Origin of the sequence: Stenotrophomonas maltophilia, from assembly GCF_013464485.1 — a bacterium.
GTDB classification, from domain to species: Bacteria; Pseudomonadota; Gammaproteobacteria; order Xanthomonadales; family Xanthomonadaceae; genus Stenotrophomonas; species Stenotrophomonas maltophilia_AW.
The window spans coordinates 33,577-55,155 of the sequence record NZ_RAUX01000004.1 but is presented as its reverse complement, the minus strand read 5'-3'; the positions used below and the strand labels follow the sequence as shown (position 1 = coordinate 55,155).

The window sequence follows — 21,579 nt, the reverse complement described above, 5'->3', positions numbered from 1 at the left end:
TAACCCTGAAGTATAGCCGCCACAAGCCGTGATCAATGCCCGCGCAGATCGCGCGGACGGAAGCCCATCGCCACCATGGCCACCGCGTAGGTGGCACCGCCACCGCCGACCAGCAGCGCCAGGCTGCCGATCCGCTCCCAGACACCCATCGCGGAGAACGCCGGCAGCCAGTGCAGCAGGGCCAGCAGCACACCCACCATGGCCGCACAGGCCAGCAGCAGGCGCAGCAGATAGCCGCCCCAGCCCGGCCGGCGCTGGTAGACGTCGGTCTTGCCCAGCCAGTACCACAGCAGGCTCAGGTTCAGGTAACTGGACAGTGCACTGGCAATGCCCAGCGCCAGATGCAGGCCCGGCTGCTTGCCGATGGCCGCCATCACGCCCTGCGCTTTCAGCTCATCGGGCACCATCACCTGGTACAGCACCGCCAGCAGGGCGAAGTTGAACACCATGTTGGCCACCAGCGCGGCCACACCGGCGCGTACCGGAGTCCTGGTGTCCTGGCGGGCGTAGAACGCCGGCAGCACCACTTTCAACAGAGCGAACGCCGGCAGGCCGAAGCTCAGGCCGTACACCGACAGCGCGGTCATGCGGGTGTCGAAGGCGGTGAACTGGCCGTGCTGGAAGATGGTGGCGATCAGCGGTTCGGCCAGGAACAGCAGGCCCAGCATGGCCGGCACCGAGATCAGCAGGGTCATGCGCAGGCCCCAGTCCAGCGAACGCGAGAAGCCTTCACGGTCGGTGCTGACATGGTGACGGGCCAGCGCCGGCAGGATCACCGTGCCCAGCGCCACGCCGAACACGCCCAGCGGCAGTTCCAGGAAGCGGTCGGCCAGCGACAGCCAGGACTGCGAGCCGTCGGTCAGCTTGGCCGCGATGACCGTGTCCAGCAGCAGGTTGATCTGCGCCACCGACGAGCCGAACAGGGTCGGCACCATCAGCGTCATCACCTTGCGCACCCCTGGGTGGCGCCAGCCCCAGCGCGGCAGGGTCAGCAGGTTGATGCCCTTCAGCGAGGGCAGCTGGAACAGCAGCTGCAGGATGCCGGCGGCCAATACCGCCCAGCCCAGCGCCAGAATCTGCTTTTCTGGAGTGCCGCCCAGCCGCGGGGCCAGCCACAGCGCACCGGCGATCATGCACAGGTTGAGGATGACCGGGGTCAGCGCCGGCATCGCGAAGCGCTGGAAGCTGTTCAGCGCGCCGCCGGCCAGGGCGGTGAGCGAGACGAACAGCAGGAAGGGGAAGGTCAGGCGGAACAGGTCGACCAGCAGGCCCTGCTTGACCGGGTCGGTATCCACGCCACTGGAGAAGACCGAGGCCAACTGCGGCGCGAAGATCAGCGCCAGCGCGGTGACCAGCATCAGCACCCCTCCCAGGGTGCCGGCGGTGCGGGCCATCAGTTCACGCAGTTCGGCGTGGCTGCGGGTTTCCTTCACTTCCGTGAACACCGGCACGAAAGCGGTGGCGAACGAGCCCTCGGCGAACAAACGCCGCAGGAAATTGGGTACCCTGAAGGCAACCCAGAACGCATCCGTAACCGCATTGGTGCCGAACGTGGTGGTGATCACCTGGTCCCGGACAAGTCCGAGCACCCGCGAGACCATGGTCATGCTGCTGAACGACAGCAGGCCTCGCAACATCTTCGGTGAACTCACTCAGCGTCCCTCTTGACAATCGACTTGACGTGCATTTCTCGGGCCATCATACTAGCTAGCTTGCTGTTCCCATAACACCGATTTTTTCAGGAAACCACCACCGTGGCCAATATCAAGTCCGCCAAGAAGCGCGCCAAGCAGACCGTCGTGCGCAACGCGCGCAACGTGGCTCAGCGCTCGATGCTGCGCACCGCTGTCAAGAAAGTGATCAAGGCGCTGGACGCCAACGATGCCGCCGGCGCCGAAGCCGCCTTCGCCGTTGCCCAGCCGATCCTGGATCGCTTCAGCGCGCGTGGCCTGATCCACAAGAACAAGGCTGCTCGTCATAAGAGCCGCCTGAACGACCGCATCAAGGCCCTCAAGGCCGCCTGATCCGGCGTTGCCGCCCTGCCCTTCGGGGCTGGGCAGCAGACAAAAGCCCGGCCCCGGCCGGGTTTTTTGTTGCCTGCGGTTTCCACCCTGTAGAGCCGAGCCCATGCTCGGCTGGCCGCGCGAACAGCAGCCGAGCCCATGCTCGGCCCTACAGAAGAGCGGCAGCCAACAAAAAACCCGGCCGAWGCCGGGTTTCTATCCACGCCAGTCGAATAACAGTCGACTCTACTGCGCGTTGCGGGCTTCCAGCTCGTCTTCCTTCTGGCGATCGAAGAAGGCCATGATCCGGCTCATGATCGGGAAGGTACCTTCACGACCCAGCGCGGAAACCAGGAACCACGGCTCCTTCCAGCCCAGCTCGGCCACGATCTGCTCGGCCGCAGCCTTCGCTTCGTCCTCGAACATCAGGTCGGCCTTGTTCAGCACCAGCCAGCGCGGTTTCTGCAGCAGCTCCGGATCGTGCTTTTCCAGCTCGCGCTCGATGGCACGCACCTGCTCCACCGGCGAGATGCCCTCCACGCCACCTTCCATCGGCGAGATGTCCACCAGGTGCAGCAGCAGGCGGGTGCGCTGCAGGTGGCGCAGGAACTGCGCGCCCAGGCCGGCACCGTCGGCCGCGCCCTCGATCAGGCCCGGAATATCGGCGATCACGAAGCTGCGGTAGTTCTCCACCTTCACCACACCCAGGTTCGGGTACAGCGTGGTGAACGGGTAATCAGCCACCTTCGGCGTCGCCGCCGAGACGGCGCGGATCAGCGTGCTCTTGCCAGCATTGGGGAAGCCCAGCAGGCCGACGTCGGCCAGCAGCTTCAACTCCAGCTTCAGCGTGCGCTCTTCGCCCGGCTCGCCCGGCAGCGCCTGGCGCGGCGAGCGATTGGTCGAGCTCTTGAAGTGCATGTTGCCCAGCCCGCCGCGGCCGCCCTTGGCCACCAGCAGGCGGTCGTTGTGCTGGGTCAGGTCGCCGATGATTTCGTCGGTGGCAACGTTGATCACCACGGTACCGACAGGCACGGTGATGGTCAGGTCTTCGCCGCCCTTGCCATAGGCCTGACGGCCCATGCCGTTCTCGCCGCGCTGCGCCTTGAAGATGCGGTCATGGCGAAAGTCGACCAGGGTGTTCAGGTTTTCGTCGGCGCGGATGTACACGCTGCCGCCGGCACCGCCGTCGCCGCCGTCCGGGCCGCCGAGCGGAATGAACTTCTCGCGACGGAAGCCAATGCAGCCGTTGCCGCCGTTGCCGGCGAACACTTCGATTTCTGCTTCGTCTACCAGTTTCATTGTTTCGATGCCTGCGATGGGCGCGGCCTGCWGGCCGCCGCCTTGAATGTCATGCCGGCCGCGGGCCGGCAACCCGGCATGGCCGGTCTTGCGCTCACTCTAACGAAAAGCCCCGCCGAAGCGGGGCTCTCCATGCAGCGTGCTCTTCATCCAGCACAACCATGCCGAGGCATGGGCGCCAGCGATGCCTGGATCAGGCGTCGGCCGAGACGATGCTGACGGTACGACGCTTCTTGGCGCCCTTGACCGAGAACTCCACCTTGCCGTCCACGAGGGCGAACAGGGTGTGGTCACGGCCCAGGCCAACGCCGGAACCCGGGTGGAACTGGGTGCCGCGCTGACGCACGATGATGTTGCCGGCTTCGATGGCCTGGCCGCCGAAGATCTTGACGCCCAGGTACTTCGGGTTGGAGTCGCGACCGTTGCGCGAGGAGCCTACGCCCTTTTTATGTGCCATGACTGCTTCTCCTGATGCTTAGCCGGCGATGCCGGTGATCTCGATTTCGGTGTAGTACTGACGGTGACCCTGACGCTTCATGTGGTGCTTGCGGCGACGGAACTTGATGATCCGGACCTTGTCAGCACGACCCTGGGACAGGACCTTGGCGGTGACGGCAGCGCCCTTCAGCGCATCACCCAGCTTCACGCCGTCGCTGTCACCCAGCATCAGGATGTTGTCAAACTTGATCTCGCTGCCGACTTCGACTTCGAGCTTTTCAATGCGGAGCTTTTCGCCCTGCGCCACGCGGTATTGCTTACCGCCGGTGACCAGTACTGCGTACATGACCAGGCCTTCCTCTGTAGTTATTGTGGTCTGAGCTGCCGCCATCGAGGGCGGACAGGAGCGGAATTGTACGCAGATCAACGGGCTCGGGTCAAGTCAACCCCTGAACGGCCCGGGGGGCCGATCCTGCAGAGCCGAGCCATGCCCGGCTGAACGGTTCGGGGTCCAGGCAGCCGAGCGTGGCTCGGCTCTACACAAAGCTGTCGGCCTATCTCATCAGATGAGACATCGGGCTGGCATTGTCGCCCATTGCCCCCATCTGGTCACCTCGGTAGGCTGACCGATTGCCGTTCCCTGCTGGCCCGGCACCCAGCCAACGCCCCCACAACCGGATCCCCCATGGCGATGGATTTCATCCGCATCCGCGGCGCGCGGACGCACAATCTGAAGAACCTCGACCTCGACCTGCCCCGCGACAAGCTGATCGTGATCACCGGCCTGTCCGGTTCGGGCAAGTCCTCGCTGGCGTTCGACACCATCTATGCAGAAGGCCAGCGCCGCTACGTCGAGTCGCTGTCGGCCTATGCGCGCCAGTTCCTGAGCGTGATGGAAAAGCCGGACCTGGACCACATCGAAGGCCTGTCCCCGGCCATTTCGATCGAACAGAAGTCGACCTCGCACAACCCGCGCTCGACGGTCGGCACCATCACCGAGATCTACGACTACCTGCGCCTGCTGTACGCCCGCGTCGGCACCCCGCGCTGCCCGGACCACGGCTATCCGCTGGAAGCGCAGACGGTCAGCCAGATGGTCGATCAGGTGCTGACCCTGGACCCGGAACAGCGCTACATGTTGCTGGCCCCGGTCATCCGCGACCGCAAGGGCGAACACGCCCAGGTGTTCGACCAGCTGCGTGCGCAGGGCTTCGTGCGCGTGCGCGTGGACGGCGAGCTGCATGAAATCGATGCGGTGCCGCCGCTGGCGCTGCGCCAGAAGCACACCATCGAGGCGGTGATCGACCGCTTCCGCCCGCGCGAGGACATCAAGCAGCGCCTGGCCGAGAGCTTCGAGACCGCGCTGAAGCTGGGCGATGGCATGGCCTCGGTGCAGAGCCTGGACACCGCCGACGCCACGCCGGCGCTGTTCTCCTCCAAGTACTCCTGCCCAGTCTGCGACTACTCGCTGCCGGAGCTGGAACCGCGCCTGTTCTCGTTCAACGCACCGATGGGCGCCTGCCCCGGCTGCGATGGACTGGGCATCGCCGAGTTCTTCGACCCTTCGCGCGTGGTGGTGCACCCGGAGCTGTCGCTGGCCGCTGGCGCGGTGCGTGGCTGGGACCGTCGCAACGCCTACTACTTCCAGCTGATCGCCTCGCTGGCCAAGCACTACAAGTTCGACGTGGACGCCGCGTGGAACTCGCTGTCGGCCAAGGTGCAGCAGGCCGTGCTGTACGGCAGCGGCGACGAAACGATCACCTTCACCTACTTCACCGAAGCTGGTGGCCGCACCCAGCGCAAGCATCGCTTCGAGGGCATCATTCCCAACCTCGAGCGCCGCTACAAGGAAACCGAGTCGCCGGCGGTGCGCGAGGAGCTGTCCAAGTACATCAGCGAACAGCCGTGCCCGGAATGCCATGGTGCACGCCTGAACAAGGCCGCGCGCAACGTGTTCGTCGCCGACCGCCCGCTGCCGGAGCTGGTGGTGCTGCCGATCGACGAGGCGCTGAAGTTCTTCAGCGAGCTGAGCCTGCCGGGCTGGCGTGGCGAGATCGCCGCGAAGATCGTCAAGGAGATCGGTGAACGCCTCGGCTTCCTGGTCGACGTCGGCCTGGATTACCTGACCCTGGAACGCAAGGCCGACACACTGTCCGGTGGCGAGGCACAGCGCATCCGCCTGGCCAGCCAGATCGGTGCCGGCCTGGTCGGGGTGATGTACGTGCTCGACGAGCCGTCGATCGGCCTGCACCAGCGCGACAACGAACGCCTGCTCGGCACCCTCACCCGCCTGCGCGACCTGGGCAACACGGTGATCGTGGTCGAGCACGACGAGGATGCGATCCGCCTGGCCGACTACGTGCTGGACATCGGCCCGGGCGCGGGCGTGCACGGCGGCGAGATCGTCGGCCAGGGCACCCTGCAGGACATCCTGGAGGCACCGCGCTCGCTGACCGGCCAGTACCTGTCGGGCAAGCGCGCGATCGAGATTCCGGCGCGCCGTCACACGCCGAACCCGAAGATGACCCTGCACCTGCGCGGGGCCACCGGCAACAACCTGAAGGGCGTGGATCTGGCGATCCCGTCGGGCCTGCTGACCTGCGTGACCGGCGTGTCCGGCTCGGGCAAGTCGACCTTGATCAACGACACCCTGTTCTCGCTGGCCGCCAACGAGATCAACGGCGCCTCGCATCCGATCGCGCCCTACAAGGAGATCGATGGCCTGGACCTGTTCGACAAGGTGGTGGACATCGACCAGTCGCCGATCGGCCGCACGCCACGCTCGAACCCGGCCACCTACACCGGTCTGTTCACGCCGCTGCGCGAACTGTTCGCCCAGGTGCCCGAAGCGCGCGCGCGCGGCTATTCGCCGGGACGCTTCAGCTTCAACGTGCGCGGCGGCCGCTGCGAGGCCTGCCAGGGCGACGGCCTGATCAAGGTCGAGATGCACTTCCTGCCGGACGTGTACGTGCCCTGCGATGTCTGCCACGGCAAGCGCTACAACCGCGAGACGCTGGAGATCCTGTACAAGGGCTTCAACATCAACGACGTGCTGGAAATGACCGTCGAGGATGCACTGAAGTTGTTCGAACCGGTACCGTCGATCGCGCGCAAGCTGGAAACGCTGGTGGACGTGGGCCTGAGCTACATCAAGCTGGGCCAGAGCGCGACCACGCTGTCCGGTGGTGAAGCACAGCGCGTGAAGCTGTCCAAGGAACTGTCGCGCCGCGATACCGGCCGCACCCTGTACATTCTCGACGAGCCGACCACCGGCCTGCACTTCCATGACATCGAAGCGCTGCTGGGCGTGCTGCACAAGCTGCGCGACGAAGGCAACACGGTGGTGGTGATCGAACACAATCTGGACGTGATCAAGACCGCCGACTGGATCGTCGATCTGGGTCCGGAAGGTGGTCACCGCGGCGGCACCATCCTGGTGACCGGCACGCCGGAAGACGTGGCGGCCTGCCCGCAGTCGTACACCGGCCAGTTCCTGGCGCGGATGCTGCCTTCCACCAGCGCGCGTCCCGAGCAGCCCGCCGCCGTGGCCAACAAGCCCGACGCCCGCCCGCCGCGCAAGGTGAAGCCCGAGAAGGCCGCCAAGCCGGCGAAGAAGGCGGTGGCCGCGAAGAGCACCGGCAAAGCAAGCAAGACCGCTACTGCAAGCAAGAAGAAGGACGCCTGATGAGCAGCGAACACAAGATCCTGGCCCGCATCCCGATCAGCGTGCGCTGGCGTGACATGGACAGCATGGGGCACGTCAACAACGCCAAGTACATTTCCTACCTGGAAGAAGCGCGTGTGCGCTGGATGCTGGGCGTTGAAGGTGTGTCGATGACCGACCGCATCGCACCGGTGGTGGCTGCGACCAACGTCAACTACCGGCTGCCGATCGTGTGGCCCAACGACATCCTGGTCGAACTGTTCGTCGAGCGCCTGGGCAACAGCAGCGTGACCATCGGCCACCGCATCGTCGACCAACAGGACGAGTCGAAGCTGTATTCGGACGGCAACGTGGTGGTGGTCTGGATGGACACGCAGACCGGCAAGAGCGCGCCGTTGCCGGATGCGATCCGCAACGCGTCTACCTGAAATGCCCTGGCAGGTGCCGACCTTGGTCGGCACGCTTCAGCGGTAATGAAGTTGCCGGCCAACGGCCGGCACCGCCGACACTGATCAAAGGACTGACATGATTCACCAGACCGAACTGCGCGAGCTGCTGCCCGGCATGGTTCCCTTCCCTACCGACGTCTTCCCTGCCGACCAGGCCTGGCTCGGCCAGCACCTGCTGCCACTGCTGAAGATCGACCTGGGTGTGCTGCGGCCGGAGCTGGCTGGCCAGATGGCAACGATGCTGTGCCCGATCGAGCCTTATGACGGCTGCATCGGCGAGACCACCGAAGAACACCACAATGAATTCACCGGCACCAACTGGATCGCCTTCGAACTGACTGCCGCCAACGAGATGCATTTCCTCGGCAATGAGGGCTACTTCATCGGCGACGCGGTGCAGGACAAGCACGCGCGGGAACACATCGCGCAGATGCGCGAGAGCTATGCCAAGGCGCGTGACTACCATGCCACGCATGGCCGTCTGGCCTGCTATTCGCGCTATGGCAAGGGTGAAGCCAGCGAGCGCGATTACCTGGATACGCTGGGTGGCCCGATCGGCTTCGGCAACTGGACCGAGACCGCGGAGATTCCCGCGGCCTTCGAACTGGGCTTCACCGAGGCTGCCGATGACCCCAACGCTACGGACGATGCTGAAACGGTGATCATCACCCGTAATGGCAACAAATTCTTCGCCGTCGCCGACGTAGCCGGCTACAACTGGTGCGCCACCGGTGCCGACGCCATCGTGATGCTGTACGAACCGGTGAGCCGCACGGTGCTGTTCTCGTACGACTGGACGTAAAACCCCGCGGTAGTGCCGGCCGCTGGCCGGCATTTCCTGTGCTGCCGGGCCAGCGGCCGGCACTACCATCCCGCTACGGCGCAGCCTTGCGCACGGTCAACGTCGCACTCGCTTCGCCACCGCCTTCCAGCTGCAGCCGCAGCGGCAGCGCCTGGCCTTCCTTCAACGCACCCTTGCCCTGCATCAGCATCAGGTGCAGGCCACCGGGCTTGAGTTCGGCGCGCGCACCCGGTGCCAGCGGCATGCGCTCGATCGCGCGCATGCGGCTGATGCCATCGACGATCGTGGTCTCGTGCAGCGACACATCGCCAAACACCGCGCTGCTTGCGCCGGTGATCGCCACCGCCTTGCTGCAGCCGTTGTGGATCACGCCATAGCCGGCGGTCATCGGCATCGCCGGGTTCGGTGGCAGCCGCGCCCACCCCTGCTCCACCGTGACGCAGGCCGGTTCTGCGGCCGAGGCCGATGCTGCAGCCGCACACAGAACCAACAATACGCCAACGAATGGTTTGGTTATCATCGCCCAGGTTCCTTCTTCGCAACGAGACCGCAGCATGACGACGCTCATCGAGGTGATCAACCATGGCCCCATCCGCGAACTGCGCCTGGCGCGGCCGCCGGTCAACGCACTGGACACCGAACTGTGCCGGCAGTTGATCCACGCCATCGAGCTGGCCATGGCCGAAGACGCACACGGCATCGTGCTGTCGGGCAGCGAGCGCATCTTCACCGGCGGCATGGACGTGCCGCACCTGCTTTCGCATGGCGATGACAAGCACAAGCTGCTGGACACCTGGAACGCATTTTTCGGCGCCGTGCGCACGTTGGCCGAGAGCCGCATCCCGGTGGTGGCGGCGATCACCGGCCACGCCCCGGCCGGTGGTTGCGTGCTGGCCCTGTGCTGCGACTACCGGGTGATGGCACGCAGCGCTGATCCGTCGCGGCCGTATGCCATCGGCCTGAACGAAGTGCAGGTCGGCCTGATCGCGCCGGAGGGCATCCAGCGCCTGTTGCGCCGCGCAGTGGGCATGCACCGCGCTGGCGTCCTGCTGACCACCGGTTCGCTGGTGCCCGCCGAACAGGCGGTGCAGATCGGCCTGGTCGATGAGCTGGCCGAAGGTGACCTGGTGGTGGCACGTGCCGTGGCCTGGCTGCAGAACCTGCTCAAGCAGCCGCGCCAGCCGATGCTGCTGACCCGCGCGATTGCCCGCGCCGACCTGCACGAGGCGCTGCACCCGGACCTGATCCAGCTGGACCGCTTTGTCGAGGCCTGGTTCGCCCCGGATGCGCAGAATGCACTGCAGGCGCTGGTGGCGCGCCTGGGCAAGTAAACGGTAGTGCCGGCCTGCACCGGTATAATCAGGCCCTCTTTCACTGCTGTGGCCGCCCCCTTGAACGACACGCCCGAACCCGTCGTCTCCGAGCTGATCGACCTGCTCACCCTGGAGCGGCTGGAGGACAACCTGTTCCGCGGGCAGAGCCGCGACATCGGCACCAAGTACGTGTTCGGCGGGCAGGTACTGGGCCAGGCATTGGCCGCGGCACAGGCCACGGTCGACAACGGCCGCCACGTGCACTCGCTGCACGCCTATTTCCTGCGCGCGGGCAACATCGACCACCCGATCGTCTACGACGTGGACCGCACCCGTGATGGCGGCAGCTTCTCGGTGCGCCGTATCACCGCGATCCAGCACGGCAAGGTGATCTTTTTCTGCGCGGCCTCGTTCCAGCAGGCCGAGACCGGTGCCGAGCACCAGCACAAGATGCCCGAAGTGCCGCAGCCGGAAGACATCGAGCCGAACCGTCCGCTGCCGGCCGAAGTGCTGGAGCGGCTGCCGATCAAGGTGCAGCGCTGGCTGTCGCGCGGCGGCCCGTTCGAGTTCCGCCACGTCTACCCTCGCGACGAACTGAACCCGCCCAAGCGCCCGCCCTACCACCAGGTGTGGCTGCGCCTGAGCGAACCAGTTGGCGATGCGCCGGAGCTGCACCAGGCGCTGCTGGCCTACGCCTCCGACTTCCACCTGCTGGGCACGGCGACCTTCCCGCACGGCATCAGCTACTACCACCCGCACGTGCAGATGGCCTCGCTCGACCACGCCATCTGGTTCCATCGCCCGTTCCGCGCCGACGACTGGCTGCTGTACTCGCTGGACAGCCCCAGCGCGCAGGATTCGCGCGGCCTGGCCCGTGGCCAGTTCTTCACCCGCAACGGCGTGCTGGTGGCCAGCACCGCGCAGGAAGGCCTGATCCGCGTGGTTCCCGACCAGGCAGCGGCGTCCGCCGTGCCGGCCAAGGAGTAAACCGATGCGTCAGATATTCAGCAGCCAGCGCGTGGAAACCGTCGAAGGCGTGGCCGAGCTCCTGCGTGAGCATGGCATCGACGTCAAGGTGACCAACGGGCGCTCGTACAAGACCCGCCGCCGCGGCCAGTTCAGCTATACCGACCTCGGCAACGCCAACGCCTATCCGGCGGTGTGGATCGTGCGCGCCGACGACCAGCCACGCGCGCGTGAAATCCTGCGCGAGGCGCGCCTGCTCGACACCACCCGTCGCGACCACCCCACCGCCGAGTTCGCCTTCCGCGACGCGCCGGAAGCGGGCAGCGGCGGCCGCAGCTGGGCCTGGCGCATCCGCATCGCGCTGCTTGTGGTGATCGCCGGCGTGGCACTTGTGATCGGCCTGCGCCACCGCGGCGCACCGGCGCCTGCGGCACCGGCCCCTGCCCCGCAGGCCCAGCCGCAGCAGGCGCAACCGGCCCCGCAGGCCGCGCCGGAAGAGGAAGAAGTGCGGGTCCGCATCCAGCCGTCCAAATAGCGCACGGGTAGTGCCGGCCGCWGGCCGGCAACCTCGTGAACCCGTCCGGCGGGCTGSGGTTGCCGGCCAMCGGCCGGCACTACCGCACAGAAAGTCGGTCACATTGGGCGCGCGGCTCCGTCTTGGGACACAATCCCAGCAGGAGAGCCGCCGCCATGACGACGTTCGCCGCATCGATCGACCAGACCCTGGAACGCGAACTGCCGGCCGCCGCCGGCGGTTGCCAGCACGCCTATGGCCGTATCGTGCTGGCCTGCCAGAACACCGTCACCGCCATCGCGCTGGCCATCACCCGCGACCGCCAGGCCAGCGAGGACATCGCCCAGGAGGCCTTCGTGAAGGGCTGGCAGCAGCTGCATCAGCTGCGCAGCTCGACCAGTTTCCTGCCCTGGCTGCGGCAGATCACCCGCAACCTGGCCCGCGACTGGCTGCGTGCACAACGTGGCCGGCCGCTGACCGGCGAGGCGGCCGAGGTGGCGATGGGCATGGCCGCCGACCCGTCGCCGGGCGCAGCCGACCGCCTGCAGCGGGTGGAAGAAGAGATCGCTGCCGAGGACATCATCTCCGCCCTGCCTGCCGACAGCCGCGAAGTGCTGCTGCTGTACTACCGTGAAGGCCAGCGTTCGCAGCAGGTGGCCGACCTGCTCGGCCTCAGCGACGCGGCGGTGCGCAAGCGCCTGTCGCGCGCCCGCGCCCTGGTGCGTGACGGCCTGCTGCAGCGCTTCGGTGAGTTCGCCCGCAGCAGCGCGCCGAGCGCCGCGTTCGCCACCGCTGTGGTGTCGATGGTGCTGGTGGCCGCCCCCGGCACGGCCAGTGCCGCGATCCTGCTTGGCACCGGCGTCGGCATCGGCGGCAGCAAGCTGGGCCTTGGCGGCGCCAGTGTTGCCGGAGGCACTGCGATGGGCTCGTTGACCGCCACGCTGGGCCAGCTGCATGTATTGCCGGCCGAAAGCTGGGGGGCGGTCATCGGCGGCGTGGTCGGTGGTGCGATCGGCAGCTACCTGGGCGGGCGCTTCCTGATGTCGTACACCGAAACGGCGTCCGAGCGCGCCGACGTGCGCCGTTTCCTCTATCTCAACATCATCACTGGCATGTTCTGGTGCCTGGCGATCCTGCTGGCGGTCATGCTGCAGGCGCCGGTCTGGGGACAGCTGACGGTGCTGGCGGTAGGCCTGGGCGTGGTCAATTACCAGTGCCTGGTGCCGCTGCAGCGGGTAATGGCGCCAATGATCGCGCGCGATTCGGCCCGCCGCGGGCGAACCGGCATCAACTGGAAGTTCGAATCGATGTACGGCCGCACCGGCATCATCGCCATGAACCTGATGGTCATCGCGCTTGTGGTGTACTCGCTGATGCGCAGCGGCCGCCTGTAACGGACAACGCCGGCAGTGCGCCGGTGTTGTCGTCAATCACTGCGTTGAAGCTCAGCGCTGCGGCTTCGGCGCAGCGCCGTCACGCGGACCACCATGGCGCGGGCCGCCGTGCATCGGGCCCTTGGCGGCGTCGAACTCGGCCTTGCTCAGCTGGCCGTCCTTGTTGGTGTCGGCTGCAGCGAACCAGGCATCACGATGCTGCTTCATGCGCAGCTCGCGGTCGGCCTTGTCCAGGTAGTCGTCCTTGTTCAGATCAAGCTGGTCGAAGCGCGCGGCCAGGCGCGGATCGGCCTTGGCTTCCTCGCGGCTGATGCGGCCGTCCTTGTTGACGTCCAGCTTGGCCCAGCGCTCACCTCCGTGGCTACGTCGACCATGCTTCCAGCGCGGCAGCTCATCGCGCGAGAGCTTGCCGTCCTTGTTCTTGTCCAGCTCGTCGAACTTCGCGGCCAGGCGCGGGTTGGCAGCGGCCTCGCTGCGGTCGATGACACCGTCGCCGTTGGTGTCCAGCTTGGCCGGGCGCTGCGCGGGCGTGGTCGGGGTGTCGGAAGCGAGCGCGATACCGGAAGCGGAGGTGCCGAGCAGCAGGGCCAGCAGCAGGGGGGTACGGATCATGAGGTCACTCCTGGGGATGGGAACAGCGTCGGGGTGATCACTTCACCCTCGGGGGACAACAACGCCCGGGCGCGACATCGGTTGACGCCGCTGCCGGTTCCATTCATCCGGCGGACAGTCGCCGCCACTGCGACAACCTGGGGCTATGCTGTGCCCATGGCGATGCATGGCGACAGAGACGACGAACTGCGACTTTTCCAGACCGGCGAGCACCCCTGCGGGTACTGGTCGGACCGGGTGGCACGCGACCTGGTGCTGGACCCGAACGACCGCCGCCTCGGTGCGCTCTATCCACTGGCGCTGAGTTGGGGCTTCCGTCGCAGCGGCGACCTGGTCTACCGGCCGCACTGCGCGCACTGCCAGGCCTGCGTGGCGGTGCGCATCCCGGTGGCGCGTTTCTCCCCGGACCGCAGCCAGCGCCGCTGCGCCACCCGCAATGACGACCTGGAGGTGCGGATCACCGCCGCCACCGCCCGCGACGACCTGTTCGCGCTGTACCACCGTTATCTCACCCACCGCCACGCCAACGGCGGCATGGATGACCATGGCCCACACGAGTTCGAGCAGTTCCTGATCGGCAGCTGGTCGCACACCCGTTTCATGGAAATGCGCCTGCCCGGCCACGACGGCCAGCCCAGCCAACTGCTGGGGGTGGCGGTGACCGACGTAACCGAGCACGGCCTGTCGGCGGTCTACACGTTCTTCGACCCGGACCACGCCGCGCGCGGGCTGGGCACCTTCGCGATCCTGCAGCAGATCGAGTGGGCGCGCCGCGAGGGCCTGCCGCACGTGTATCTGGGCTACTGGATCCGCGGTCACCAGAAGATGGACTACAAGCGCCGCTTCCATCCGCTGGAAGCCTACGATGGCCGCCGCTGGCACGATTTCGACAATGATCTGGACGGGCGCTGACAAACCGCTGACACCGGGCCGGGTGCAGAATAGGGGGATGAACGCCAAACCCCTGATCTTCGCCCTGGCCCTGCTCTGCGGCGCCACCGCCCCCGCCTTCGCCAAGTCCCCCGCGATGACCGAAAAGCCGTCCACTGCGCTGCGCCTGGCCACCTACAACACTTCGCTGTACTCCGACGACGCCGGCGGCCTGATCAAGGAACTGGAAGGCGACAGCGAACACGCACGCAAGATCGCCGCAGTGCTGCAGCAGGTGCGCCCGGACCTGGTGCTGCTGAACGAATTCGATTTCGACGACGCCCATCGCGCCGCCGAGCTGTTCCAGAAACGCTACCTGGAAGTGGCCCAGCCCGGCGGCGGTAAACCGCTGCACTTCGCCTACCGCTACCTCGCCCCGGTCAACACCGGCGTGCCGAGCGGACTGGACCTGGACAACAACGGCGTGGTCGGCGGCGAAGGCCGCAGCCGTGGCAACGATGCGTGGAGCTACGGCCTGCACCCGGGCCAGTACGGCATGCTGGTGCTGTCGCGCTACCCGATCGACGAAGCCAAGGTGCGCAGCTTCCAGCTGCTGAAGTGGAGTGCGATGCCCGGTGCGATCCGCCCGGTTGACCCGCGCACCGGCAAGAGCTTCTACAACGACCACGTGTGGTCGCAGCTGCGCCTGTCGTCGAAGTCGCATTGGGACGTGCCGGTGAAGACCCCGGCCGGCGTGGTCCACGCGCTGATTTCGCACCCGACCCCGCCGGTGTTCGACGGCCCGGAAAAGCGCAATGCCGCGCGCAACCACGACGAACTGCGCCTGTGGCAGGAATACCTGTCCCAGGGTGACAAGCCGTGGCTGTGCGACGACAAGGGCCAGTGCGAGGGGCTGGCGCAGGACGCGCGCTTCGTGATCCTGGGCGACCTCAACAACGACCCGGTCGATGGCGATGGCCGCCATGAGGCGATCGTCGAGCTGATAGAGAACGCCCGCGTGCTGCGCTACCCCACCCCGCGCAGCGTCGGCGGTGAACAGACCAGCTTGGCCTATGCGGCCAAGGGCATCGCGCGCAAGGGCGCACCGTTCCACGCCACCGGCGATTTCGGCCCGAAGTCCGGCACAATGCGCCTGGACTACGTGCTGCCCTCGACCGGTTTCGAATACGTGGACAGCGGCATCTTCTGGCCGGCCAATGAAAGTCCGGAAGCGAAGATCGCCGACGGCAGCGACCACCACCTGGTGTGGGTGGATGTGCGGTAGCGTCGACTGGGTAGAGTCGACTGTTAGTCGACTGCATGGAAATTCGTACCGACCAACGGTCGGTACCCACCGGGAAAAGGGGACGGAGGGGATTAAGTCGTTTGTGCCACAAACGACTTAATCCCCTCCGTCCCCTTTTCGCTTTACGGGCGCAGTTCGACGCCGATGGCTTCGGCGGCATCACGCGCGATGGCTCGCGCTTCGTCGATGGTTTCAGCGCGCGCCAGGGTCACGCCGACGCGGCGATGGCCGTGCACGCTCGGCTTGCCGAACAGGCGCACGGCGGTATCCGGCACCTGCAGCGCGGCGGCGACGTTGTTGAAGTACGGCACGCCCTCGCCGTGGGCCAGCAGCGCGCACGATGCCGACGGGCCGCTCTGGCGGATCACCGGGATCGGCAGGCCAAGGATGGCGCGCGCATGCAGCGCGAACTCGCTCAGTTCCTGCGATACCAGCGTCACCAGGCCGGTGTCGTGCGGGCGCGGCGACACTTCGCTGAACCACACCTCATCACCCTTCACGAACAGCTCGACACCGAACAGGCCCCAGCCGCCAAGGTCGTCGGTGATCGCGCGCGAAATCTCTTCGGCACGCGCCAGCGCGGCGCTCGACATCGGCTGCGGCTGCCAGCTTTCGCGGTAGTCGCCATCCTTCTGCAGATGGCCGATCGGCGCACAGAACGAGGTGCCACCGGCATGGCGCACGGTCAGCAGGGTGATCTCGTAATCGAAGTCGATGAAGCCTTCGACGATGCAGCGGCCGGCACCGGCACGGCCACCGGTCTGCGCGTACTCCCAGGCCGGAGCAATGTCCGCCTCGCTGCGCAGGGTGCTCTGGCCCTTGCCGGATGACGACATCACCGGCTTGACCACGCACGGCAGGCCGATGGCTGCCACCGCAGCGCGGTATTCGGCTTCGGTATCGACGAAGCGGTACGGCGAGGTCGGCAGGCCCAGGGTCTCGGCGGCGAGTCGACGGATGCCTTCGCGGTCCATGGTCAGGCGCGCGGCACGCGCGGTCGGGATCACCCGCAGCCCCTGCTCCTGTTCCAGCTGAACGAGGGTCTCAGTGTGGATCGCCTCGATTTCCGGCACCACCAGATGCGGCTGCTCCTGGGCGATCAGCGCACGCAGCGCCATGGCATCGAGCATGTCGATCACGTGCGAGCGGTGCGCGACCTGCATGGCCGGCGCATCGGCATAGCGATCGGCAGCGATCACTTCCACACCCAGCCGCTGCAGCTCGATGGCCACCTCCTTGCCGAGTTCGCCAGAGCCCAGCAGCAGCACGCGGGTGGCGGAGGGGGACAACGGAGTTCCAAGCTTGGCCATGGCGGTTCCAGCAGCGATGTGAAGGCGGGTGGGCATTCTAGCTGGCCGCGCACCCTGGCCATGGCATCCGACGAACGGTAGTCAACACGTGATATCACTTTGATATCTTCAATCCGAACCCTCAAGGACGTACTGCCATGAAAGAGAAGTCGCTTGCCTCCCTCAACGGCCTGGGCACCCTGGCCGGATCCCTGCTGGCCGCGCTGGCTGGCACCGCACTGTTCGTGCTCGGGGCGACGACCAGGACCGGCTCCGGCTCACCGAACCTGCTGCTGATGCTGGCCGGCATGCTGGTGATCTTCGCTGCGGTCTTCATCCTGGCCGGCCTGTACACCGTCCAGCCCAACCAGGCAGCAGTCCTGAGCCTGTTCGGAAAGTACGTCGGCACGGTGAAGGACAACGGCCTGCGCTGGAACAACCCCTTCTATGCCAAGCGCCGGGTCAGCCAGCGCGTGCGCAACTTCGAGAGCGGGAAGCTGAAGGTCAACGAGCTGGATGGCAGTCCCATCGAGATCGCCGCGGTGATCGTCTGGCAGGTGGTCGATGCCTCCGAGGCGGTCTACAACGTGGACGATTACGAGAGCTTCGTGCACATCCAGTCGGAGTCAGCGCTGCGCGCGATGGCCACCAGCTATCCGTACGACCAGCACGAGGATGGACAGCTGGCCCTGCGCAGCCACGCCAGCGAGATCTCCCAGCACCTGAAGAACGAGCTGGCCGAACGCCTGGCCGATGCCGGCGTGCAGGTGATCGACGCACGCATCAGCCACCTCGCCTACGCCGCCGAGATCGCACAGGCGATGCTGCAACGGCAGCAGGCCAACGCCGTGATCGCCGCGCGCACGCGCATCGTGGCCGGCGCGGTCGGCATGGTGGAAATGGCCCTGGCCGAACTGCAGAAGAACGGCGTCGTGCAGCTGGACGAGGAACGCAAGGCACATATGGTCAGCAACCTGCTGACCGTGCTGTGCTCGGACCGCGGCACCCAGCCGATCGTCAATGCTGGTTCACTGTACTGAACCACTCTCGCAACGGGGCGTCCCGCCGCCCCGCCAGGAGTTTTCATGAGTGAGAAGAAAGCCTACCCGCTGCGTATCAATGCCGAGGTCCTGGCCGCGGCGCAGCGCTGGGCTGACGACGAACTGCGCAGCCTCAATGCGCAGATCGAATACGTGCTACGCGACGCCCTGCGCAAGGCAGGACGCCTGCCGAGACCCACGCCACCGCAAGAGGAAAAGGAATGAGCAAGCGTTGGAGCTACCAGACGATCGAGGTCAAGACGTCCATGATGGGTCTGCTCAAGGCCGAGGACATCCAGAGCGAGCTGACCCGCCAGGGCCAGCTCGGCTGGGAACTGGTCAATATCATCATTCCTGCGCCGATGCGCCCGGCCATGCTGGTGTTCAAGAAGGAGAGCTGAGCCATGGGCGCAAGCGACCCGAAACCGTTCGACGTGGCCGAAAGCTCGCCGCTGCGTGTGCTGTGGATCGTGCTGCCCCTGCTGGCTGCCTTTGTGGCCTGCGTGTATGCGCAGCTGTACAACGCACCGGCGAGCGCGCCCTGGATCGAAGTAACACTGTCCCCGCCCTGGTTCCGGATGGGCGGCAGTGCGGCATGGAGCCTGGCCGTAATCGCTGTACTCGCTGCGGGGCTGGGGGCCGCGTTCTTCCGCCGCCGCGTGGAACTGGCCGCCGACGTGCTGGACGTGCGCTCGACGATGTACCGGCGCCGCGTGCCAGTGGCACAGCTGCGGCTGGACCAGGCCGAAGTGGTCGACCTGCAGCGTGACCGCCGCTTTGGCATCCGCTTCAAGACCAACGGCTATGCGATGCCGGGCTTCTACTCGGGTCATTTCCGCCTGCTGGGGGGCGGCAAGGGCTTCGCCCTGGTTACTGATCGCAGACGTGTCCTCGCGTTGCCGGTCAATGATGGCAGCACCCTGCTGCTCAGCCTGGACCGGCCGCAGGCACTGCTGGATGCACTGCGCAAGGTGGCCGTGCCCGCGCCACGGCAGTAAGCTGCGGCGATGCAACGACACCCCCCTCTGCTGATCAACACTGAGACCATCGAGCTATGGCCGGCCCAGCTGCTGCGCGCGCGCAGCAACCCGGACGCTCGCCTGCTGTCGCAGGCGCGCTGGGTGCTGCGGCGCAAGCGCGATGGCCGCTACCTGGCAGCCGTGGTGGCGCACGGCGTACACGCCATGGTGCCACGCCTGGCGCGCGAGCCCGGCGTTGAGGAAGCCCTGGCGCTGCTGGACACGCCACTGGCACGGCCGTCCGCTGCACCACTGGAAGAGCAATGGCTGCCGCTGGCCGGACTGCAGCAACGCCTGCAGCAGCTTGGCCTGGATGCACGGCGCTATGCCGATGAAAGCGGCCTGCCACTGGAACCCGAGCCGTGCCTGCTGCACTTCGCCGGTCGCGACCGTTTCGCCCGCCCGTTGTGGCTGCGCCGTGGCGCTGCACAGGGCTGGCGGCGGATGCGACTGCACGCCGCGCAGGACGGAATTGCGCTGGACGCCATCTCCGGCTTCCGCAGCCATGCCTACCAGTTGGGCATCTTCGAACGAAAGCGCGCACGCGGACTGAGCGTGGCGGACATCCTGAAGGTCAACGCCGCACCGGGCTTCAGCGAACACCACAGCGGCCACGCGCTGGATATCGGCAAACCGGGCGACGCCCCGGCCGAGGAAGCGTTCGAGGCCACCGAGGCGTTCACGTGGTTGCAGGCCCACGCCGGCGGACATGGCTTCGAGCTGAGCTACCCGCGCGACAACCCGCACGGCATCGTCTACGAACCCTGGCATTGGTGCTGGAAGCCGGCCAACGGCTGAATCCGCATCACGCGCCCGGTAGAGTCGACTGTCAGTCGCCTGCTCCTGGCCCCGATGCAGGCGCGGATCGCTTCACTCGAAGCCGAGCACGGGCTCGGCTCTACAGTCGTTGCGTCATCACATCGTCACCGCCGCAGCGCATTGATCGCCAGCAGGACCCAACCGGCCATCATGCTGGTGCCACCGATCGGCGCCATGCGCGTCGGCCACTGCCACAACGCACCGCCCACCAGGCTGCCGGAGAACAGCAGCACGCCCAGCAGCAGCACATACAGCGCCAGGTGCGCGATTGCCCCCTGCGCACGCGGCCCCAACGCCACCAGCACCGCGCCATGCGCGAACGCATACAGCGCTGCCATGTTCAGATGCTGCTGCGCCAGCGGATCGGCCACGCCGTGCGAAGCATAGGCTGACAAGCCGATCGAGGCAGCGGCCAGCAGCGCGCCGAGGCAGGCCAGCAGGGAAGGCTTACGTGCGCGGCGTTCCAGATTGAACATGAGGGCTCCTTGCGCTGCGCCCACGCCGGGCGCCGGATGAAAAAAAACGCGCCGCAATAAGCGGCGCGTTTTCGTGCCCAACACTACATGGGGCAGCCGAGGCTTACTTGACGGCCCAGTAGATGTCGTAGGTACCTTCCGGGGTGAACGACTTATCGATGCCGTCCTTCCAGGATTCGTACGGACGGTCGATCACTTCGTTCCCGGAGGTTACCGCCCAGGCACGCAGGCCGTTGCGGGCAACGTCCAGACCCGCCATGTGGCCGGTGTAGGCAGCGTGCGCCGAACGATGTGCAGCCACGTGCACATACTTGACCGGAGCGCCGCCGTCGATCTTGACGGTCAGCTCTTCAGCGGTGGCACCTTCGGCACCCTTCTTCTTCACCGGCTGGGCGATGTCGAAGGCGTACTTCTCCTGGCCGAAGTCGGTGGTGATGATGCGGAACGGACCAGCGGCTTCAAGGCCATTGGCCTCCATCACGCGCTTGATCCACTCCTGGTTGTCCTTGATGGACTTGGTGATGGTCTCCTGGCCGCGGTCCACGTTACCGGCGTTGACGACCAGCAGATCCTCAACCGGCACATCGACGATGGCCAGGTCGGTCAGCGGGGCTTCCGGAGTGCGGTAATCCACGTTCGGAACGCTGGCCAGCATGTTGGCCATACGCGACAGACCCATCTTGATGTCGTCGCCGATCTGGCGGCTGACATACAGGCCGGCGTAGCGGCCGAACAGGTCGAAGCCGTACTTCACCGAGTAGTCCTGGGTGATCTTGACGTTACGGCCACCCTTGCCGGTCGGCTCCAGGGTGAAGGTGGTGATCTTGTCGTGACCCTTGGTGGCGTCTTCGATGGCGATCGCAACACGCTTGTTCTCTTCGGCTTCGGTGATCTTCCAGGAACCGGTGCCCAGGTCCTTGGAGGTGAAGTCGAGGGTGGCACCCTTGCCGGAGGCCGGGCCGGACAGCTTCAGTTCAACGGCGGGATCGCGCAGTACCAGCGGGTTCCAGTCCTTGAAGCGGCGCAGGCTGCTGACCGTGTCGTACACGATCGTCATCTTGCGGTTGGTCTCGATGCTTTCGGTGATGTGACGCTCGCCCGGCAGACATACGCCAATGATGACGAACAGGCCAGCCACGATCCCCAAGGCGATCAGGAACTCGATAATACGGGTCATTCAGAGAGTCTCCGGGGCCGATCCCACGGCCGGGTTGATTGAAGCGAAGCGCCAATCCTAGCAGGCTTCGCGGGCATTGTTTATCGGGATTGGCGCACCGGTTTCCCTGCCGGCTGCGTATTTGTATGG

The 21,579-nt window shown here is 66.4% G+C and carries 24 protein-coding genes; 15 read left to right on the top strand and 9 right to left on the bottom strand.

Features of this window, described 5'->3' with window-relative positions:
• Positions 1 to 32: 32 nt before the first annotated feature.
• Positions 33 to 1,637 (bottom strand): murein biosynthesis integral membrane protein MurJ, encoded by a 1,605-nt coding sequence (gene murJ, locus D7Y61_RS01970; RefSeq protein ID WP_180864773.1) that lies wholly within the window; start codon positions 1,635 to 1,637, stop codon positions 33 to 35.
• A gap of 117 nt (positions 1,638 to 1,754) precedes the next feature.
• On the opposite strand from murJ, the gene rpsT reads away from it, so the two are divergent.
• Entirely contained in the window at positions 1,755 to 2,024 is a 270-nt protein-coding gene (gene rpsT / locus D7Y61_RS01965; RefSeq protein ID WP_005408560.1) for a 30S ribosomal protein S20, read from the top strand.
• A 225-nt stretch (positions 2,025 to 2,249) separates the two neighbouring features.
• Here the strand turns inward: rpsT and cgtA are convergent, their stop codons facing one another.
• From cgtA to rplU, 3 genes are all read right to left on the bottom strand, one after another.
• Positions 2,250 to 3,302, bottom strand: coding sequence for an Obg family GTPase CgtA (gene cgtA, locus D7Y61_RS01960; RefSeq protein ID WP_180864772.1), 1,053 nt, complete (start codon positions 3,300 to 3,302; stop codon positions 2,250 to 2,252).
• Positions 3,303 to 3,495: 193 nt separating this feature from the next.
• Entirely contained in the window at positions 3,496 to 3,759 is a 264-nt protein-coding gene (rpmA, locus tag D7Y61_RS01955) for a 50S ribosomal protein L27 (protein WP_005415704.1), read from the bottom strand.
• An 18-nt stretch (positions 3,760 to 3,777) separates the two neighbouring features.
• On the bottom strand, positions 3,778 to 4,086 hold the full coding sequence (rplU, locus tag D7Y61_RS01950) for a 50S ribosomal protein L21 (protein WP_005408557.1): 309 nt from the start codon (positions 4,084 to 4,086) through the stop codon (positions 3,778 to 3,780).
• A 339-nt stretch (positions 4,087 to 4,425) separates the two neighbouring features.
• On the opposite strand from rplU, the gene uvrA reads away from it, so the two are divergent.
• The 3 genes from uvrA (at position 4,426) to D7Y61_RS01935 (ending at position 8,655) form a co-directional block, all read left to right on the top strand.
• Positions 4,426 to 7,425: an excinuclease ABC subunit UvrA gene (uvrA, locus tag D7Y61_RS01945; RefSeq protein WP_180864771.1), complete on the top strand. Its 3,000-nt coding sequence runs from the start codon at positions 4,426 to 4,428 to the stop codon at positions 7,423 to 7,425.
• Positions 7,425 to 7,832 carry an acyl-CoA thioesterase gene (locus D7Y61_RS01940; RefSeq protein ID WP_059063469.1) on the top strand — a complete coding sequence of 136 codons (408 nt, stop codon included), beginning with the start codon at positions 7,425 to 7,427 and terminating at the stop codon, positions 7,830 to 7,832. Before uvrA ends, D7Y61_RS01940 begins: the two co-directional genes overlap by 1 nt.
• A 97-nt stretch (positions 7,833 to 7,929) precedes the next feature.
• Positions 7,930 to 8,655: an enolase gene (locus D7Y61_RS01935; RefSeq protein WP_180864770.1), complete on the top strand. Its 726-nt coding sequence runs from the start codon at positions 7,930 to 7,932 to the stop codon at positions 8,653 to 8,655.
• A 73-nt stretch (positions 8,656 to 8,728) separates the two neighbouring features.
• Here the strand turns inward: D7Y61_RS01935 and D7Y61_RS01930 are convergent, their stop codons facing one another.
• Positions 8,729 to 9,175, bottom strand: coding sequence for a copper chaperone PCu(A)C (locus tag D7Y61_RS01930; protein WP_180864769.1), 447 nt, complete (start codon positions 9,173 to 9,175; stop codon positions 8,729 to 8,731).
• Between the two features lie 34 nt (positions 9,176 to 9,209).
• Between D7Y61_RS01930 and D7Y61_RS01925 the strand changes: the two genes are divergently transcribed.
• The 4 genes from D7Y61_RS01925 (at position 9,210) to D7Y61_RS01910 (ending at position 12,842) form a co-directional block, all read left to right on the top strand.
• Complete coding sequence (locus tag D7Y61_RS01925) at positions 9,210 to 9,986, top strand: enoyl-CoA hydratase/isomerase family protein (RefSeq protein WP_180864768.1); 777 nt, start codon at positions 9,210 to 9,212, stop codon at positions 9,984 to 9,986.
• A gap of 48 nt (positions 9,987 to 10,034) precedes the next feature.
• Entirely contained in the window at positions 10,035 to 10,955 is a 921-nt protein-coding gene (tesB, locus tag D7Y61_RS01920) for an acyl-CoA thioesterase II (RefSeq protein ID WP_430543690.1), read from the top strand.
• A gap of 4 nt (positions 10,956 to 10,959) precedes the next feature.
• Entirely contained in the window at positions 10,960 to 11,469 is a 510-nt protein-coding gene (locus D7Y61_RS01915) for a pathogenicity-like protein (protein WP_111112965.1), read from the top strand.
• Positions 11,470 to 11,624: 155 nt separating this feature from the next.
• Positions 11,625 to 12,842, top strand: coding sequence for an RNA polymerase sigma factor (locus tag D7Y61_RS01910; RefSeq protein ID WP_180864766.1), 1,218 nt, complete (start codon positions 11,625 to 11,627; stop codon positions 12,840 to 12,842).
• A gap of 51 nt (positions 12,843 to 12,893) precedes the next feature.
• Here D7Y61_RS01910 and D7Y61_RS01905 read toward each other — a convergent pair whose 3' ends face one another.
• Positions 12,894 to 13,454, bottom strand: coding sequence for an EF-hand domain-containing protein (locus D7Y61_RS01905; RefSeq protein WP_180864765.1), 561 nt, complete (start codon positions 13,452 to 13,454; stop codon positions 12,894 to 12,896).
• A 156-nt stretch (positions 13,455 to 13,610) separates the two neighbouring features.
• Here D7Y61_RS01905 and D7Y61_RS01900 point away from each other — a divergent pair, with 156 nt between their 5' ends.
• Both D7Y61_RS01900 and D7Y61_RS01895 read left to right on the top strand, forming a co-directional pair.
• Positions 13,611 to 14,366 carry an arginyltransferase gene (locus tag D7Y61_RS01900; protein ID WP_180864764.1) on the top strand — a complete coding sequence of 252 codons (756 nt, stop codon included), beginning with the start codon at positions 13,611 to 13,613 and terminating at the stop codon, positions 14,364 to 14,366.
• A gap of 37 nt (positions 14,367 to 14,403) precedes the next feature.
• Positions 14,404 to 15,609 (top strand): endonuclease/exonuclease/phosphatase family protein, encoded by a 1,206-nt coding sequence (locus D7Y61_RS01895; RefSeq protein WP_180864763.1) that lies wholly within the window; start codon positions 14,404 to 14,406, stop codon positions 15,607 to 15,609.
• Between the two features lie 143 nt (positions 15,610 to 15,752).
• On the opposite strand, the gene purT is transcribed toward D7Y61_RS01895, so the two are convergent.
• The gene (gene purT, locus D7Y61_RS01890) at positions 15,753 to 16,940 is read right to left on the bottom strand and encodes a formate-dependent phosphoribosylglycinamide formyltransferase (protein ID WP_005412617.1); all 1,188 of its coding nucleotides are present in this window, start codon (positions 16,938 to 16,940) and stop codon (positions 15,753 to 15,755) included.
• A gap of 137 nt (positions 16,941 to 17,077) precedes the next feature.
• Between purT and D7Y61_RS01885 the strand changes: the two genes are divergently transcribed.
• Genes D7Y61_RS01885 through D7Y61_RS01865 form a run of 5 tightly spaced genes read left to right on the top strand, consistent with a single transcriptional unit; the run spans position 17,078 to position 19,776 of the window.
• Positions 17,078 to 17,959, top strand: a complete 882-nt coding sequence (locus D7Y61_RS01885) for an SPFH domain-containing protein (protein WP_180864762.1) — start codon at positions 17,078 to 17,080, stop codon at positions 17,957 to 17,959.
• 45 nt (positions 17,960 to 18,004) lie between these two features.
• Positions 18,005 to 18,184 (top strand): Arc family DNA binding domain-containing protein, encoded by a 180-nt coding sequence (locus D7Y61_RS01880; RefSeq protein ID WP_180864761.1) that lies wholly within the window; start codon positions 18,005 to 18,007, stop codon positions 18,182 to 18,184.
• The gene (locus tag D7Y61_RS01875) at positions 18,181 to 18,360 is read left to right on the top strand and encodes a DUF4177 domain-containing protein (protein WP_180864760.1); all 180 of its coding nucleotides are present in this window, start codon (positions 18,181 to 18,183) and stop codon (positions 18,358 to 18,360) included. The genes D7Y61_RS01880 and D7Y61_RS01875 overlap by 4 nt, the downstream gene beginning before the upstream one ends.
• Positions 18,361 to 18,363: 3 nt before the next feature.
• Positions 18,364 to 18,957: a PH domain-containing protein gene (locus tag D7Y61_RS01870; protein ID WP_180864759.1), complete on the top strand. Its 594-nt coding sequence runs from the start codon at positions 18,364 to 18,366 to the stop codon at positions 18,955 to 18,957.
• 9 nt (positions 18,958 to 18,966) lie between these two features.
• Positions 18,967 to 19,776: a M15 family metallopeptidase gene (locus tag D7Y61_RS01865; RefSeq protein WP_180864758.1), complete on the top strand. Its 810-nt coding sequence runs from the start codon at positions 18,967 to 18,969 to the stop codon at positions 19,774 to 19,776.
• 125 nt (positions 19,777 to 19,901) lie between these two features.
• Here the strand turns inward: D7Y61_RS01865 and D7Y61_RS01860 are convergent, their stop codons facing one another.
• Positions 19,902 to 20,273, bottom strand: coding sequence for a DUF423 domain-containing protein (locus D7Y61_RS01860; protein WP_019659313.1), 372 nt, complete (start codon positions 20,271 to 20,273; stop codon positions 19,902 to 19,904).
• A 103-nt stretch (positions 20,274 to 20,376) separates the two neighbouring features.
• Entirely contained in the window at positions 20,377 to 21,450 is a 1,074-nt protein-coding gene (locus tag D7Y61_RS01855) for an SRPBCC family protein (protein ID WP_180864757.1), read from the bottom strand.
• Positions 21,451 to 21,579 lie beyond the last annotated feature (129 nt).

Bases quoted from the DNA above. Each gene is read 5' to 3' on its own strand.
- D7Y61_RS01860 (WP_019659313.1), bottom strand. From the start codon at position 20,273: ATGTTCAATCTGGAACGCCGCGCACGTAAGCCTTCCCTGCTGGCCTGC.
- D7Y61_RS01865 (WP_180864758.1), top strand. From the start codon at position 18,967: ATGCAACGACACCCCCCTCTGCTGATCAACACTGAGACCATCGAGCTA.
- D7Y61_RS01910 (WP_180864766.1), top strand. From the start codon at position 11,625: ATGACGACGTTCGCCGCATCGATCGACCAGACCCTGGAACGCGAACTG.
- uvrA (WP_180864771.1), top strand. From the start codon at position 4,426: ATGGCGATGGATTTCATCCGCATCCGCGGCGCGCGGACGCACAATCTG.
- D7Y61_RS01875 (WP_180864760.1), top strand. From the start codon at position 18,181: ATGAGCAAGCGTTGGAGCTACCAGACGATCGAGGTCAAGACGTCCATG.
- D7Y61_RS01925 (WP_180864768.1), top strand. From the start codon at position 9,210: ATGACGACGCTCATCGAGGTGATCAACCATGGCCCCATCCGCGAACTG.
- murJ (WP_180864773.1), bottom strand. From the start codon at position 1,637: ATGTTGCGAGGCCTGCTGTCGTTCAGCAGCATGACCATGGTCTCGCGG.
- D7Y61_RS01855 (WP_180864757.1), bottom strand. From the start codon at position 21,450: ATGACCCGTATTATCGAGTTCCTGATCGCCTTGGGGATCGTGGCTGGC.
- purT (WP_005412617.1), bottom strand. From the start codon at position 16,940: ATGGCCAAGCTTGGAACTCCGTTGTCCCCCTCCGCCACCCGCGTGCTG.
- rplU (WP_005408557.1), bottom strand. From the start codon at position 4,086: ATGTACGCAGTACTGGTCACCGGCGGTAAGCAATACCGCGTGGCGCAG.
- D7Y61_RS01880 (WP_180864761.1), top strand. From the start codon at position 18,005: ATGAGTGAGAAGAAAGCCTACCCGCTGCGTATCAATGCCGAGGTCCTG.
- D7Y61_RS01895 (WP_180864763.1), top strand. From the start codon at position 14,404: ATGAACGCCAAACCCCTGATCTTCGCCCTGGCCCTGCTCTGCGGCGCC.
- rpmA (WP_005415704.1), bottom strand. From the start codon at position 3,759: ATGGCACATAAAAAGGGCGTAGGCTCCTCGCGCAACGGTCGCGACTCC.
- D7Y61_RS01930 (WP_180864769.1), bottom strand. From the start codon at position 9,175: ATGATAACCAAACCATTCGTTGGCGTATTGTTGGTTCTGTGTGCGGCT.
- D7Y61_RS01885 (WP_180864762.1), top strand. From the start codon at position 17,078: ATGAAAGAGAAGTCGCTTGCCTCCCTCAACGGCCTGGGCACCCTGGCC.
- cgtA (WP_180864772.1), bottom strand. From the start codon at position 3,302: ATGAAACTGGTAGACGAAGCAGAAATCGAAGTGTTCGCCGGCAACGGC.
- D7Y61_RS01940 (WP_059063469.1), top strand. From the start codon at position 7,425: ATGAGCAGCGAACACAAGATCCTGGCCCGCATCCCGATCAGCGTGCGC.
- D7Y61_RS01935 (WP_180864770.1), top strand. From the start codon at position 7,930: ATGATTCACCAGACCGAACTGCGCGAGCTGCTGCCCGGCATGGTTCCC.
- D7Y61_RS01900 (WP_180864764.1), top strand. From the start codon at position 13,611: ATGGCGATGCATGGCGACAGAGACGACGAACTGCGACTTTTCCAGACC.
- D7Y61_RS01905 (WP_180864765.1), bottom strand. From the start codon at position 13,454: ATGATCCGTACCCCCCTGCTGCTGGCCCTGCTGCTCGGCACCTCCGCT.
- D7Y61_RS01915 (WP_111112965.1), top strand. From the start codon at position 10,960: ATGCGTCAGATATTCAGCAGCCAGCGCGTGGAAACCGTCGAAGGCGTG.
- D7Y61_RS01870 (WP_180864759.1), top strand. From the start codon at position 18,364: ATGGGCGCAAGCGACCCGAAACCGTTCGACGTGGCCGAAAGCTCGCCG.